The sequence below is a fragment of the Streptosporangium sp. NPDC000509 genome (genome assembly GCF_042898365.1).
In the GTDB taxonomy this organism is placed as follows: Bacteria; Actinomycetota; Actinomycetes; order Streptosporangiales; family Streptosporangiaceae; genus Streptosporangium.
This window is the reverse complement of record NZ_JBIAYX010000002.1, coordinates 65,693-80,276: the sequence shown is the minus strand read 5'-3', so window position 1 is coordinate 80,276 and position 14,584 is coordinate 65,693. Positions and strand designations below refer to the sequence as shown.

Annotated in this window: 10 protein-coding genes; 3 read left to right on the top strand and 7 right to left on the bottom strand. The window is 72.3% G+C overall.

The window, feature by feature from the left end; genetic code table 11:
* Window positions 1–86: 86 nt before the first annotated feature.
* From ACFY3D_RS03795 to ACFY3D_RS03785, 3 genes are all read right to left on the bottom strand, one after another.
* Entirely contained in the window at window positions 87–2,963 is a 2,877-nt protein-coding gene (locus ACFY3D_RS03795; RefSeq protein ID WP_389974518.1) for an AAA family ATPase, read from the bottom strand.
* A gap of 124 nt (window positions 2,964–3,087) precedes the next feature.
* The gene (locus ACFY3D_RS03790; RefSeq protein ID WP_389974515.1) at window positions 3,088–3,249 is read right to left on the bottom strand and encodes a hypothetical protein; all 162 of its coding nucleotides are present in this window, start codon (window positions 3,247–3,249) and stop codon (window positions 3,088–3,090) included.
* Window positions 3,250–3,468: 219 nt separating this feature from the next.
* Entirely contained in the window at window positions 3,469–4,782 is a 1,314-nt protein-coding gene (locus ACFY3D_RS03785) for a sensor histidine kinase (protein ID WP_389974514.1), read from the bottom strand.
* Window positions 4,783–5,097: 315 nt separating this feature from the next.
* On the opposite strand from ACFY3D_RS03785, the gene deoC reads away from it, so the two are divergent.
* From deoC to ACFY3D_RS03770, 3 genes are all read left to right on the top strand, one after another.
* On the top strand, window positions 5,098–6,036 hold the full coding sequence (deoC, locus tag ACFY3D_RS03780; protein ID WP_389974511.1) for a deoxyribose-phosphate aldolase: 939 nt from the start codon (window positions 5,098–5,100) through the stop codon (window positions 6,034–6,036).
* A gap of 9 nt (window positions 6,037–6,045) precedes the next feature.
* Window positions 6,046–7,473 carry an aldehyde dehydrogenase family protein gene (locus tag ACFY3D_RS03775; protein ID WP_389974509.1) on the top strand — a complete coding sequence of 476 codons (1,428 nt, stop codon included), beginning with the start codon at window positions 6,046–6,048 and terminating at the stop codon, window positions 7,471–7,473.
* 182 nt (window positions 7,474–7,655) lie between these two features.
* A complete protein-coding gene (locus ACFY3D_RS03770; RefSeq protein ID WP_389974506.1) occupies window positions 7,656–8,630 on the top strand; it encodes an aldehyde dehydrogenase family protein in 975 nt (324 codons plus the stop codon).
* A 150-nt stretch (window positions 8,631–8,780) separates the two neighbouring features.
* Here ACFY3D_RS03770 and ACFY3D_RS03765 read toward each other — a convergent pair whose 3' ends face one another.
* The 4 genes from ACFY3D_RS03765 to ACFY3D_RS03750 all read right to left on the bottom strand — a co-directional run bounded on the left by ACFY3D_RS03765 (window position 8,781) and on the right by ACFY3D_RS03750 (window position 14,378).
* Window positions 8,781–10,187 carry an amidase gene (locus ACFY3D_RS03765; RefSeq protein WP_389974503.1) on the bottom strand — a complete coding sequence of 469 codons (1,407 nt, stop codon included), beginning with the start codon at window positions 10,185–10,187 and terminating at the stop codon, window positions 8,781–8,783.
* Between the two features lie 47 nt (window positions 10,188–10,234).
* On the bottom strand, window positions 10,235–10,432 hold the full coding sequence (locus tag ACFY3D_RS03760; protein WP_326635151.1) for a hypothetical protein: 198 nt from the start codon (window positions 10,430–10,432) through the stop codon (window positions 10,235–10,237).
* Window positions 10,425–11,276, bottom strand: a complete 852-nt coding sequence (locus tag ACFY3D_RS03755; protein ID WP_389974500.1) for an SPFH domain-containing protein — start codon at window positions 11,274–11,276, stop codon at window positions 10,425–10,427. Before ACFY3D_RS03755 ends, ACFY3D_RS03760 begins: the two co-directional genes overlap by 8 nt.
* 192 nt (window positions 11,277–11,468) lie before the next feature.
* The gene (locus ACFY3D_RS03750) at window positions 11,469–14,378 is read right to left on the bottom strand and encodes an ATP-dependent helicase C-terminal domain-containing protein (protein ID WP_389975613.1); all 2,910 of its coding nucleotides are present in this window, start codon (window positions 14,376–14,378) and stop codon (window positions 11,469–11,471) included.
* Window positions 14,379–14,584: the final 206 nt, after the last annotated feature.

Sequence of the window (14,584 nt, the reverse complement as noted above, 5' to 3'; positions counted from 1 at the left end):
CGGTACGACCGCGTGTGCTCGGCGGCGGTGGAGCAGGGGGATCAGGGCGAGGCGACGGGTGAGCGTCAGCGGCGGCGGGTGAGGGGTCAGCCGATCAGGGCGAGGCGGTGGGCGGCCGCGGCCGCCTCGCCACGGGTGGAGACCCCCAGCTTGCCGAGGATGTTGGAGACGTGGACGCTCACGGTCTTCGCCGAGATGAACAGCTCGGTGGCGACCTCGCGGTTGGACCTGCCCTGGGCGACCAGCCGGAGCACCTCCAGCTCGCGCGGGGTGAGCGGCGGCTCGGAGCCTCTGGCCCGCCCGGTGTCTCCGGCCTGCTCGGTGAGGGAGATCCCGATCCGGTGGGCGAGCACCTCGATCTCGGTGGCGAGCGGCCGGGCGGAGAGCGCGACGGCGATCGGGTGGGCCACGCGCAGCCGGGACGCGGCACCGTCGCGGTCACCGGCGCCGGCCGTCGTCCGCCCGCCGAGGAGCAGCGACTTCGCCCGCAGGAAGGGACGTCCCAGCCGTTCCCAGGCGGTGGCCGCGGCGTCGTGGTCGCGGATGAGACCGAGCCGGTATGCCTCGGCGACGGGACTGTCCACGGTCATCGCCTCCCTCGCCTTCTCGACGTGGGCGTGCAGCGCCGCCACCCGTTCGGGCGCGAGCGCCTCGGCCGTCTCGCAGACCCCTCCGAGCAGGCCGAGCGCCCGCCAGCCCAGCATGGGCTTGCTGGTGATCTGCGCCTCGAGGGCGACCTGCTCGGCGACCTCCAGCGCGGCCAGCGGCTCCCCGCTGAGCAGGTGCAGGCCGATCGTGAGCCGGGCGTTGGCCGTCAGCTCCTGCATGAACTCCTCGGGGGCGTTGCCGAAGGCGCCCACCTCGTCCAGGACGGCTCTGAGCACGTCCGTCTCGCCGCGGGCGATCGCCACGTCCCCGCGGATCCGCCGCAGGTGGTGGCGGGTGCGCAGGGTGGGGTCCGCGCCGAGGAGCTGCTCGACGAGCTGTGCGGCCTCGTCGAACCTGCCCAGCGCCTCCAGCGCCTCGGCCCGGTTGTTGGCGATGAACGTGCCCTGGTCACGGTGGCGGCCGTACTTCCTCGCGAGCCGCTCCCCTTCGAGCGCGAGCTCGATCGCCTCGGTGGAGCGGCCCATGTTGTTCAGCGCGTCCACGTTGTTGGCGATGGCGCGCAGGACGCTGCGGCCGGACTCGACGCGCTCGCCGATCGCCTTCGCGGTCTCGTTGAGTTCGATCGTGACGTCGAGGCGCCCCGCGATCGAGTGGCCCAGCGCGAGGTTGAGCAGCAGCTCCGCCTCCAGGGTCTCCTCGCCGTACTCGCGCGCGATCCGCAGCGCCTCCTCGGTGTGCGCCGTCCCCTCCTCCAGCTCTCCGCTGAATATGAGGTAGGAGCCCAGCTTGGACAGCACCTCGGCGCGTTCCAGCCCTGGTTCCGGGACGAGGCGCTCGGCGTAGCGAAGATCGTCGAGCACCCCGGGGCGCCGCTTGGACTTCCTGAACTGCGATCTGCGGACGACCAGGTTCGCCACCCTCGCGGGTTCGGTCCGCTCGTCGAGCTCGTTCAGCGCGGCCTTGACGAACTTGCCGCCCCGCTCGACCTCCCCGCACGCGCTCGCGGCCTCGGCGGCGTGCTCCAGGACGGTGGTGTGGTCCACGCCGATGCGCTCGGCGGCGTCGGGAACCTTGCCCCACAGTGTCAGCACCCGCTCCAGCAGCTGCATCATCTCCTTGTAGGCGAAGGTGTTGGCGGCCTTGCCCGCCGCCTCCCAGGCGGAGATGAGGGCCCAGAGGTCGTCGCGGGCGGCGTGCCAGTGGTGGGCGATCTCGATGGCGGCCCGGCCGGGAGGGACCAGCGTGCGGTCCCTGCCGATCTCCTCGGCGAAGCGGGCGTGCAGCCGTACGTGCTCGCCGGGCAGGAGCTCGTCGTGTACGGCCTCGCGGATCAGCGCGTGCCGGAAGACGTAGGCGCGGCCGTCGGCGACCTGCAGCACGTTGGCCGCGATCGCGGTGCGCAGCGCGTCGTCGAGTTCGACGTCCGACAGCTCGCTGACCGCGACGAGCAGGGCGTGGCTCACCCGGATGCCGCCCGCGGCGGCGACGCGCAGCACCCGCTGGGTCTCCTCGGGGAGCCGCTCCACGGAGCCGATGATCAGGTCGTGCAGGGAGTCGGGGAAGGTGCAGTCGCCGCCGCACTCCATCAGCGCCTCGACGAACAGCGGGATGCCCTCGCTGCGCTGGAAGACCCGGTCGACCTGGGCGAACTCGGGGGCGCTGCCGAGGATGCCGGCCATCTGGGCGGCCACCTCCGACTGGGTGAGCCGGGGCAGGTCCAGCCGGAGGACCCCGTCCAGTCGGCTGAGTTCGGCGAGCACCGGCCTGAGCGGGTGCTGGCGGTGCAGCTCGTCGGAGCGGTAGGTGAGGACCATCAGCACGGGAGCGGTGCGCAGGTTCCGGCTGAGGAAGGCGATCAGGTCGCGGCTGGAGCTGTCGGCCCAGTGGACGTCCTCGATGAGGAGGATCACCGGGTGGCGCTCGGCGAGCCGTTCCAGCAGGGTGAGGATCTGTTCGAAGAGGCGCGCGCGGGCGGTGTCGCTCTCGGTGTCGCCGCTCGGCTCACCGAACTCGGGGAGCAACCTGGCCAGGTCGCGCGTCCCTCCCTCGGGAAGCAGGGCCGCGACCTTCTCGACGCCGCACTCGCGGACGAACTGGCGGATCGCCGCGGTGAACGGCGCGTAGGCGAGGCCCTCGGTCGACAGCTCCACGCAGCCCCCGTTGAGCACGTGGGCGCCGTCGGCCGTGGCCCGCTCCGCGAAACACCCGATCAGGCGTGACTTGCCGACACCCGCCTCGCCGCCGAGCAGCACGGTCACCGCCGCGCCCTTCCGGGCCTGCTCGAACGCCTCGGTCAGGTCCGCGAGTTCCCTCTCCCGCCCCACGAAGATGGGGCTTACCGCCCGACCCACCATGTCTGCCAGCATGTCATGCCTTAAAGGTGCGATCTCCTCATTTTTCGCTCGGTGAAATCGGGGAGTCAGGGAGGCAGGGAGGCCCGGCCGGGCGAGGGGGAGCGGCCGGGCTCTCGGGACGGGGTCATGCCGGAATGATTTTGCTGAAGAGGCTCCCGCGGCGCTTCTCCGAGGAGTGGGCCTTCCTGTCCTCCTCCGCCTCACGGGCGCGGCGGTACTTGTCGGCCTCCTCGCGGAGTTCGGCGGTCCGGTGGGCGATCATCTCAAGGTGGAACTCGGGACCCATGAGGGTTCCTTTCTGATGGGGCGCCTCGCGGCACGCTTTCCTTACAGACTCAAGATTCGTCCTAAGACCCCCGGTCCCACATCGGGAGGATGTCCTATCTCCCGGGCACTTCTCGCCGCGGCACTACCTAGGTGGGGCCCGGCCCGTGCCGGTACTACCTAGTGCTGTGATCGGAAGGGTTCACTCTGTCACTCCAGGCCGGAGCGGCGGCAGCCGGAGTCAGTCCGTGACGCCACGCCCGAGCAGCGGCAGTCGGAGGACGAAGCGCGCGCCTCGCGGACTGTCCTCGATCTCCAGTGTCCCGTGGTGGTCGGCGACGATCGCGCGGGAGATGGCGAGGCCGAGCCCGCTGCCGGTGGGATCCCTGTGCCGCCCGTCGCTCAGTCGTACGAAGGGCTGGAAGACCCGTTCGCGGGCCTCCGGTGCGATGCCGTCTCCGTCGTCGCTCACCGTTACCACCGCCTGGTCGCCCCTGCGCTCGGCGCTGACCTCGACGCCGGTTCTGGCATGTCGCTGGGCGTTGACGACCAGGTTGTTGAGAACCCCGCCGAGTTGGACGCGGTTGCCGAGGACCGTCACCTCGTTCCTCACCCGGGTGCGCACCGGCACGGGCCGCGTCGTGGTGATCAACTCCTCGTGTACCAGCGTCCCGAGGTCGACCGGCTCGGGAGGGGCGGGAGCGGCCGTGCGGATCCGGGCGAAGATCAGAATGTCGTCGATCAGTGCTCGGAGCCGTTCCGTCGTCGCCAGGCTCGCTTGGATCACCTCGCGCTGGTCGACGCTGTCCGGGTACAGCACCGCCTCTTCGAGCTGTACCCGAAGGCCGGCCACCGGGGTTTTGAGCTCGTGGGAGACGATGGAGGCGAAGTGCCGCTGCTGTCCCACCGCCTTCTCCAGCCGGGACAGGGTCTCGTTGACCGTGCGCGCCAGCCGGGCGATCTCGTCGTCGTAGGGCGGTTCCGGCACCCGCAGGCTCAGGTCGCCGACGCCGATCTCCGACGTTCTCTCGCGGATCGCCTCCACCGGCCGCAGTGTCCGGCCGACCAGCGCCCAGACCATCCAGGTGGTGAAGGCGGCGGTGAGCAGGGCCGCGGTCAGCGTGCCGATCTCCAGGATGTGCGTGGCCAGCGCGGGAGGCTCGGCCATTCCCGCGTAGACGACGTGAGAGTCGCCGTTCCACACGAAGCGGGCCTCCTGGGGGGAGACGCGGGTGGCGGTGACCAGGACGCAGCCGGTCTGGGAGCACTCGGTGAGGTGCAGGATGCGGTCGTCGTGGGGTGGCCGGACGGTGCTGAGCGGCGGCATCCCCGCGGCGGCGGGGCTGGCCGACACCACCCGGCCACGCGAGTCGACGAGTTGCAGGAGATTGACCTTGGTGGTCGGCGCCGCGACCGGAGAAAGGCCCGGCTTCATCGACGCGATCCAGTCGATCGCCACCCGCTGCGTCTCGCGGAATATGTCGTCGCGGATCGCATTACGGATCATGAGGTCGAGACCTACGGCGATCACGGTGAAGACGATCAGGGACACCACCGCCGCAAGGACTGTGAAGCGCGCCCGGATCGAGCAATCGCCCCTAAAGGGCCACATAAACGAATCCCCCGCTATGTTCGCCTGTTCACCTGCATACAGGTACGAAGGCGGAAGTCCAAGATCTATGTCATGGCATAGGACAAACTTGGCTAAAGCCATCAGGAGTTCGCGGGGCGGGGAGAGGCGATGGTGCCCGCTCTCGTGCGGGTCTCATGCGGGCTGGTCGGCGGAAGTTGACGAAAACCGACAAGGCCGCTGGGCAGGGTCCAGTTTGGAAGTAATCACACCAGTAGGCATGCTGGAGAGGTGTCAACTATGACGACCTCGCTCAACGACGTGGCCGCGTCCAACGTCACGCTGCGAAGCTTCCTGCACGGCCTGCCCGGCGTCGACCGCGTGGGCGCCGACCAGCGCGCCGCGATGCTCGGCACCCGATCCATCAAGACCACCGCCAAGGCCCAGGCCATCGACCTCGCCATCGGCATGGTGGACCTGACGACCCTGGAGGGGGCCGACACCCCGGGTAAGGTCCGCGCGATGTGCGCCAAGGCCGTCCACCCCGACCCGGCCGACCCCTCCGTGCCCAAGGTGGCCGCGGTGTGCGTCTACCCCGACATGGTCGCCGGGGCGGTGGCGGCGCTGAAGGGCTCCGGCGTCAAGGTGGCCAGCGTCGCGACCGCCTTCCCCAGCGGGCGCTCCTCGCTCGACGTCAAGATCTCCGACACCACCCTCGCGGTGGCGGCCGGCGCCGACGAGATCGACATGGTCATCGACCGGGGCGCGTTCCTCGCGGGCGACTACCTCAAGGTCTTCGAGGAGATCGTCGCGATCAAGGCCGCGTGCGGCACCGCCCACCTGAAGGTGATCCTGGAGACCGGCGAACTGTCCACGTACGACAACGTGCGCCGCGCGTCCTGGCTGGCCATGCTGGCCGGGGGCGACTTCATCAAGACCTCCACGGGAAAGGTCCAGCCCGCCGCGACCCTCCCGGTGACGCTGATCATGCTGGAGGCGGTCCGCGACTTCCTCGCCGCGACCGGCCGCAAGGTCGGGGTGAAGCCCGCGGGCGGCATCAAGACCACCAAGGACGCGATCAAGATGCTCGTCCTGGTCAACGAGACCGTCGGCGACGGCTGGCTCAGCCCCGACTGGTTCCGGCTCGGCGCCTCCAGCGTCCTCAACGACCTGTTGATGCAGCGCCAGAAGATGACCACCGGCAGATACGCGGGTCCCGACTACTTCACCCTCGACTAAGGCGTTCACATGTTTGAGTACGCACCGGCGCCCGAGTCGCGTGGCGTCGTCGACATCAGACCGTCCTACGGCCTGTTCATCGGCGGCGAGTGGGTCGACTCCCAGGGCGAGAACCGCAACAAGACCGTCAACCCCGCCTCCGAGGAGGTCCTCGCGGAGGTCGCCTGGGCCACGGAGGCCGATGTCGACCGGGCGGTCCAGGCCGCGCGCAAGGCGTTCGGCGTCTGGTCGGCGATGCCCGGCTCCGAGCGGGCCAAGTATCTGTTCAGGATCGCGCGGATCATCCAGGAGCGCTCGCGCGAGCTGGCCGTGCTGGAGTCGCTGGACAACGGCAAGCCGATCCGCGAGTCCCGCGACGTGGACCTGCCCCTCGTCGCGGCCCACTTCTTCTACTACGCGGGCTGGGCCGACAAGCTCGACTACGCCGGGTACGGCCCCGGCCCGCGCCCGCTCGGGGTGGCCGGCCAGGTCATCCCGTGGAACTTCCCGCTGCTCATGCTCGCGTGGAAGATCGCCCCCGCGCTCGCCTGCGGCAACACCGTCGTCCTCAAGCCCGCGGAGACCACCCCGCTGACCGCGCTGCTGTTCGCGGAGATCTGCGCGCAGGCCGACCTGCTGCCCGGCGTGGTCAACATCGTGACCGGCGCGGGCGAGACCGGCGCCGCCCTGGTGAACCACCCCGATGTCGACAAGGTGGCCTTCACCGGCTCCACCGAGGTCGGCCGCCAGATCGCGAGGTCGGTCGCGGGCACCGGCAAGAAGGTCACGCTGGAGCTCGGAGGCAAGGCAGCGAACATCGTGTTCGAGGACGCCGCGCTCGACCAGGCCGTCGAGGGCATCGTGAACGGGATCTTCTTCAACCAGGGCCACGTCTGCTGCGCGGGCTCCCGCCTGCTGGTGCAGGAGTCGATCGAGACGGAGCTGCTCGACGCGCTGAAGCGGCGGCTCGGCACCCTGCGGCTGGGCGACCCGCTCGACAAGAACACCGACATCGGCGCGATCAACTCCGCGGCCCAGCTCGCCAAGATCCGCGAGCTGTCCGACCTCGGGGAGGCGGAGGGCGCGGAACGCTGGTCCCCGGCCTGCTCGCTGCCCGACAAGGGCTTCTGGTTCCCGCCGACCATCTTCACCGGTGTCGCGCAGTCGCACCGGATCGCCCGCGAGGAGGTCTTCGGCCCCGTGCTGTCCGTGCTGACCTTCCGTACCCCGGCGGAGGCGGTGGAGAAGGCGAACAACACCCCGTTCGGCCTGTCGGCGGGGGTGTGGACGGAGAAGGGGTCGCGCATCCTGTGGATGGCGAGCAGGCTGCGCGCCGGCGTCGTCTGGTCCAACACCTTCAACCGCTTCGACCCCACCTCGCCGTTCGGCGGCTACAAGGAGTCCGGGTACGGACGCGAGGGCGGCCGGCACGGGCTGGAGGCGTATCTCGATGTGTGAACATCATCGGGGCAGGCGCCGCCGCCGACGCGCCCAGAGCACCAGAGGCCACGGCTTCGCCCGCGCGGGACGGCCGGCGCCGCGTGGCTGGTTCGCCCACCGGTGCGGGGTGAGCCGCTGCGGTCAGATCTTCGTGCCGGCCCGGCTGGCACAGCAGGAGAGCACGTGGAGAGGGCTGGGAAATGAGTAAGGCGGAGAGGCCGAGCCGGGCACGGGCCGGCAAGCGCGCGGGTGACGCCGCGGAAGAGCGCGCGGGTGACGCCACGGGAGAGCGCACGGCTTCCTCCCGTGCGGGCGAGGGCGGCGGGCCCGCACGGCTCGCCGTGCGCAAGACGTACAAGCTGTACATCGGCGGGGCGTTCCCGCGCTCCGAGAGCGGAAGGTCCTACGCCGTGGCCTCCTCAAGGGGCGACTTCCTCGCCAACGCGTCCAAGGCCTCGCGCAAGGACGCCCGCGACGCGGTGACGGCCGCGCGCAAGGCGTTCGGCGGCTGGTCGGGCGCGACGGCGTACAACCGGGGGCAGATCCTCTACCGCGTCGCCGAGATGCTGGAGGGCCGCCGGGCCCAGTTCGTCGCGGAGCTGGCGGAGACCGGGACGAAGAAGGCCGGGGAGGTCGTGGACGCGGCCGTCGACCGGCTGGTCTGGTACGCGGGATGGTCCGACAAGATCGCCGCGATAGCCGGGTCCGCCAACCCGGTCGCCGGGCCCTACTTCAACCTCTCCTCGCCCGAGCCGACCGGAGTGGTCGCGGTGGTCGCCCCCGACGAGCCGCTGCTCGGGCTCGTCTCGGTGATCGCCCCGGTGATCGTCACGGGCAACACCTGCGTGGTGATCGCGAGCGAGCGTGCCCCGCTGCCCTCGATCACCCTGGCCGAGGTGCTGGCCACCTCGGACCTGCCCGGCGGGGTGGTGAACATCCTCACCGGCTCGGTCGCCGAGATCGCCCCCTGGCTGGCCGCGCACATGGACGTGAACGCCCTCGACCTCACCGGGGTCGCTGACGAGAGCCTCGCGGTCGCGTGCGAGGAGGCGGCGGCGGAGAACCTCAAGCGCGTCTTCCGCCCCACCGCGACCGACTGGTCCGCCGACCCCGGCACCAGGCGCCTCACGGCCTTCCTGGAGACCAAGACGGTCTGGCACCCCACCGGAGTCTGATCGCCGTCGGCGAGCCGTCATCGGGTGAGGAGGCCGTCCGGAGGGCTCGCCGACGGACGAGCGGCCGTCAGAGGGGCCGCCGCCCGGCGAGGAGCCGTCAGGCGAGCCGCTGTCAGGTGAAGGGGCGTCGGGCGAGAGGTTCCAGAGCTCTCAGGTGAGCGGGGCGTGGCGGGTCCACGGCCGGGCGACCTCGAGCTGCCCGGCCAGGGCGAGGAGTTGCGCCTCGCCGCCGGGGGCCGCGACGAGCTGGACACCGATCGGCGTGCCGGTGGAGTGCCTGCCGTACGGGACGCTCATGGCGGGCCAGCCGGCCATGTTCCACGCCGCCGTGGCGGGCGCGTACGTGAGGTTGACGCGGGCGTTGGCGAGGAGCCCTCGGCGGCCCCAGCGCTCGGCGGGCGGCGGTACGGCGGCGAGTGTCGGGGTGACGAGCACGTCGGCGTTGCCGAACCACTGGTCCGCCCCGTAGGCGCGCCAGCGGTCGCGGCCCGTCGCGCCGTCCGCCCCGACCTTGGAGAGCAGCCGGCCGGCCCTCGCCAGGGACCGGGTGCGCCGCTCCAGCCCGCGCGGGTCGAGCCCTTCGACGTCGCCGGCGGCGCATGCGAACCAGGTGGTCACGGCGGCGGCACCGAGCCGCAGGGACATCCGTTCGGTGTGTTCCACCACGGTGTGCCCCGCCGCGCCCAGGACCTCCGCCGCCCCGGTCACCGCCCGCTGGAACTCGGCGTCCACCGAGAAACCCGGCGGCAGCGGCATCGGCGCGACCGCGATCCGCAGCCGTGGCGGATCCGACAGGGTGAGCCCGCCCGGGTAGTCGTCGATGGCGCGGCCCACGCCGAGGGCCTCGCTCTCGTCGGGCGTCGCCAGCGACATGTCACCCGCCATGATGGCGAGGGCGAGGGCGAGGTCGGCGACGGTCGTGGCCATCGGCCCGTTCTCCGACATCCGGTACCAGTCGTGCTCGGGCGGTGGGACCACCCCCTGCCCGGGCTTGATCGAGACCAGGCCGCAGCAGGCGGCCGGGATGCGCAGCGAGCCCAGCCCGTCGGCGCCGTGGGCGAGCGGGACCATCCCCGCGGCCACGGCCGCCGCGCTGCCTCCCGAGGAGCCGCCGGGGGTGCGCCTCAGGTCCCACGGGTTGCGCGTGACGCCGTACACGCTGTCGGTGACCCCTGCCAGGCACAGCTCGGGCACGTTGGTGATGCCGACGACCACCGCGCCCGCCGCCCTGAGCCTGGCGACCACCGGATGATCCTCCTGCGCGGCCACGTCGGGCGTCGCCGCGGAACCGTTGCGCGACGTCTCACCCCCGACCGCGACGTTGTCCTTGACCGCGATCGGCACCCCGGCGAGCGGCAGCCCGGCGAGGTCCTCCCGCTCCTGCAGAACCCGTGCCTCGGCCAGCGCCCGTTCGGCGAGGACCACGCGGAACGCCCCGACGCGTCCGTCACGCTCGGCGATGGCGTCGAGGTGCTCGGCGACCACCACGGGTGCCGTGACCTTCCCCCGTCGCACGGCATCCGCGATCTCCACTGCGGAACTTCCCACCCACGACATGCACCGAGTGTGGTCCGGCGAGTCCGCCAGGGGAAGCGTCCTACATCTCAATCAGATGACTTGTCCGGCTCGTCGGTGTTATTCCGCTCGCCCCGCCGGGGCTCGCGCCCCGCCGCCTTGAGTGCCAACCGGAGTGCGTACTCCAGTTGGGCGTTGACGCTTCGCAGGTCGTCGGCCGCCCATTTGGCGATCACCTCGTAGACGGCCGGGTCGAGCCTCAGCAGGATCTTCTTGCGCTCAGCCATAAAGGCTGCCGGCATTGACCACCGGCTGCGTCGCCTTGTCACCACAGAGGACGACCAGCAGGTTGGAGACCATCTGCGCCTTGCGCTCCTCGTCGAGTTCCACCACCTCATCCTCCCGTAGTTTGGTCAGTGCGAGCTGGACCATGCCGACCGCGCCGGCGACGATGTGGGTGCGCGCCGCGACCACCTGGGCGGCCTGCTGCCGGACCAGCATCGCCTGGGCGATCTCCGGAGCATAGGCGAGGTGGGTGATCCGCGCCTCCAGCACCTCCACCCCGGCGAGCTGTGTGCGGTCGCTCAGCTCGGTGGTGAGTTCGGCGGCCACCTCGGCGCCGTCGCGCAGGCTGGTACGGCCCTCCTCGTGGGCGTCGTACGGGTGACTGGTGGCCAGGTGCCTGACGGCGGCCTCGGACTGGATCGCCACGTACTGCTCGTAGTCGTCCACGGAGAACGTCGCCTTGGCGGTGTCGGAGACCTTGTAGACGACGACGGCGGCGATCTCCACGGGGTTGCCGTCGGCGTCGTTCACCTTGAGCTTGGTCGTCTCGAAGTTGCGCACCCGGAGGGTGACGCGTGCCTTGCTGGTGAACGGCAGCACCCACTGGAACCCGGCCTGGTTCACGGTCCCGACGTAGCGGCCGAAGAACTGCACGACCTTCGCCTCGTTCGGGTTGATCACCGTGAATCCGGTGGCCACGACCGCCGCGACGATCCCCCACCCGATCGCCGCGGCGATCAGCCCCGTTTCCCCCGCCGCCCACCCGGCCCAGGCCAGGACGGCCCCGAGCGCCAGGAGCCCGATCAGGACGCCGAATCCGCTCGCCCGGAAAGCACGTCGTTCCATGTGCGCCACCTTTGCTATCGAAGTGATATCACTACGATAGCTCACGAAGGCTGTCCGCGCGGGTCGCCGGGCGAGGTTTCCGGCCCTGCCGCCGGGAGTGCCGGGAGCGCCGGGAGCGGTTGCCCGGCCGGTACGGGAGGTGAGGAGGCGTGTGCCGGGCGATCGTGCCCGCTGCTCCGGGGCGGCGCCGTGTCAGCGTCGCGGGTTGGTGCGGCGGGTGGCGGTGGCCGACATGGGGTCGTCCGGCCAGGGATGCCGGGGATAACGGCCGCGGAGCTCGGCACGGACCGCGCGGTAGCCCTCGCGCCAGAACGAGGCGAGGTCGGCGGTGACGGCGGCCGGGCGGCCCGCGGGGGAGAGCAGGTGGATCACGAGCGGGACTCCCGCGACGCGCGGGGTCTCGGTCCAGCCGAACAACTCCTGCAGCTTGGCCGCGAGCACCGGCCGCTCGCCCGAGTAGTCGATCCTGATCCGCGACCCGCTCGGCACCTCGACCCGCTCGGGGGCCGTCTCCGCCAGCCGCGCGTTCCACGGGACCAGGCGGTGCAGGGCGGAGACCACGTCGAGACGCTCCAGGTCGGACCGGCGGCGGGCCCGCGACAGCTCGGGCTCCAGCCAGCGATCGGCCGCCTCGATCAGCGCGTCGTCGTCCGTCGCGGGCCAGGGGTCGCCGAGCGTACGGCGGCAGAAGGCGAGCCGCTCGCGCAGGGCCACGGCCTCGGGAGTCCAGCGCAGTATCGACAGGCCCTCGGAGCGCAGGCCCTCCAGGACGGCGGGCCGCACGTCGGCGTCGCGGAGCGCGCCGCTGGACAGCTCGATCGCGCCCAGCCGTTCCACCCGGCGCGCCGACACGTCTCCGCGCCGCTCTCCCGGCGGCACATGCCAGGTGATCTCCTCGCCGGAGACGTACAGGGAGGCCGCGGCGAGCCTGGCGATCTCCTCGTCGATCACCACCGCCTGCCTGATCCTCGCCGACGCCGCTCCGGCGGGCCGGTCCGCGACCGCGACCGCGAGCCACTCCGCTGTCCCCAGCCGTGACCCGCGCGGCAGTTCGGCGGCCGTTCCCGAGGCCATCAGGTACGACCCGCCGCGCCGCCGCGCCACCCGCTCCGGGTAGGCGAGCGCCACGACGATCCCGGCCACGGCGTCGTCGCCCCCGGCCGTCGGAGCACCCGTGAACGTGGTGCCCTTGGACGTGGCGCCGGTGGATGTGCTGCTTGTGGACGTGGCGCCGGTGGATGTGGCGCTGCCAGCGCGGGCCGCCTCGGCGCCGCCGCTTCTCGCGGGTCTTCCCGCGGCATCGCCTTTTCCCGGCCGGGCGGCATCGGCGTCGGCGGGTTTTCGCCCCCGGTGCCGTTCGGTGGCGGGCACGGCTCGGGCCAGGCGCCTCGCCTCCTGGCGCCACCGGGCGGAGAAGCCGTCACCGCCCTGGCGCGCGGAGCGCCAGATCGCCACCAGGTCGTCGCCCGCGTCCCTGGGCAGTTGCTCCGACAGCAGCGCCACGACCTCGGCGGCCCGGGGGCCGGCGTCGATACCGTCCGCGCCGGTGTCCGTCCCCGCGTCGATCAGGGCACGTGCCAGGCGCGGGTGGACCCCGACCCCGGCCATTCGTCGTCCCCGGTCGGTCACCCGGCCGGGAGGGGTGCCCGAAGAGCGCTCCGGCCCGCCCGCCGCCCGCGGGGTGGCGGGGGAGTCCAGCGCGCCCAGGGCGTACAGGGTCCGGCGGGCGGCGTCCATCGCGGCGGGCGGTGGCGGGTCGAGCAGGGCGAGGCCGGTGGCCGAGGGGTCGCCCCAGCAGGCGACCTGGAGGGCGAAGCCGGTCAGGTCGGCGAGTGCGATCTCGGGCCGCGCGTGCTCGGGCAGCCGGTCGTGCTCGGCCCGCGACCAGCACCGGTAGACCACGCCGGGCGCCTCACGGCCCGCCCGCCCCGCCCGCTGGGTGGCCGAGGCCCTGGAGGCGCGGACGGTGGTGAGCGAACCGAGACCGCGGGCATGATCGGTACGGGGCTCCCTCGCCAGGCCGGAGTCGACCACGATCCGCACGCCCGGCACGGTGAGGCTCGACTCGGCGACCGAGGTGGCGAGCACCACCCTTCTGCCGTTCCCCGGGGACAGGACCGCGTCCTGGACCCGGGCCGGGGCCTGACCGTGCACCTGGAGGACGTCGACGCCGGGGAGCATCGCGGCCACCCGGCCGATCTCGCCGACGCCGGGCAGGAAGCAGAGCACGTCACCCTCGTGCTCTGCCAGCGCACGCCGTACGACGGCCGCGACATGGGTGAGGAACGCCGGGTCCACCCGCATGCCGTGGGGCGGTGTGACGGTCCCGATGGGCGGCGCCCAGACGGGCGTGACCGGATGCATGGTCCCGGAGGCGTGCACGATCGGCGCGGGATCGCCGGGACCGCCCAGGTCACCGGAGGTGTCGGGATCGCCGGGACCGCCCAGGTCGCGGGAGGTGCCGGGGCCGCCGAGGTCGCCGGGGTCGCGGGAGGCGTCGGAGCCGGCAGGGTCGCCCGGGGTGTCGGACGGGTGGGGGCCATCGGTGCCGCCGGACGGTGGGAGAGCGCCGGGGGAGCCGAGGAGGCGGGCCCAGGGGGCGGCGTCGGCGGTGGCGGAGGTGGCGACGATCCGCAGGTCGGGGCGGAGCGTGGCACGGACGTCGAGGAGGAACGCCAGCGCGGTGTCGGCGTCCAGGTGGCGCTCGTGGCACTCGTCCAGCAGGACCGTGTGCACGCCTTCGAGGTCGGGGTCGCGCTGGAGCCGCTGCAACAGCACTCCGGTGGTGACGACCTCGACGACCGTCCTCGGACCGGCTCTGCGCTCGCCGCGTATCGAGAACCCGACCTCCGCGCCCACCTCGGACTCCAGCAGCCACGCCATCCGCTTCGCCGCCGCCCGCACCGCCATCCGCCTCGGCTCGGCCACGATCACCCGCTTCGGTCCCGAGCCGTCGAGGAGCCCGGCGAGCGCGAGCGGGACGAGCGTGGTCTTGCCTGTGCCAGGGGGAGCGGTGAGCACGGCGACGCCCCGCCCGTCCAGCGCCGCGAGCAACTCGGGCAGGACGTGACGTACGGGCAGGCCGGAGGAGTCGGAACGCACCCGTCCAGTGTCCCCGGTTCCGTCCGCGCACGAGTCGCGCGGCCGGAACCGGGGAACCGGAACCATGATCCCGAGCCCGCTCCGCGCGAGACGCGCGGCCGACACCGTGATCCCGAGCTCGCCCCGCACGGGACGCGCGGCCGACACCGTGATCCCGAGCTCGCCCCGCACGGGACGCGCGGCCGACACCGTGATCCCGAACCCGC

Bases quoted from the DNA above. Each gene is read 5' to 3' on its own strand.
- ACFY3D_RS03795 (WP_389974518.1), bottom strand. From the start codon at position 2,963: ATGGTGGGTCGGGCGGTAAGCCCCATCTTCGTGGGGCGGGAGAGGGAA.
- ACFY3D_RS03790 (WP_389974515.1), bottom strand. From the start codon at position 3,249: ATGGGTCCCGAGTTCCACCTTGAGATGATCGCCCACCGGACCGCCGAA.
- deoC (WP_389974511.1), top strand. From the start codon at position 5,098: ATGACGACCTCGCTCAACGACGTGGCCGCGTCCAACGTCACGCTGCGA.
- ACFY3D_RS03775 (WP_389974509.1), top strand. From the start codon at position 6,046: ATGTTTGAGTACGCACCGGCGCCCGAGTCGCGTGGCGTCGTCGACATC.
- ACFY3D_RS03770 (WP_389974506.1), top strand. From the start codon at position 7,656: ATGAGTAAGGCGGAGAGGCCGAGCCGGGCACGGGCCGGCAAGCGCGCG.
- ACFY3D_RS03765 (WP_389974503.1), bottom strand. From the start codon at position 10,187: ATGTCGTGGGTGGGAAGTTCCGCAGTGGAGATCGCGGATGCCGTGCGA.
- ACFY3D_RS03760 (WP_326635151.1), bottom strand. From the start codon at position 10,432: ATGGCTGAGCGCAAGAAGATCCTGCTGAGGCTCGACCCGGCCGTCTAC.
- ACFY3D_RS03755 (WP_389974500.1), bottom strand. From the start codon at position 11,276: ATGGAACGACGTGCTTTCCGGGCGAGCGGATTCGGCGTCCTGATCGGG.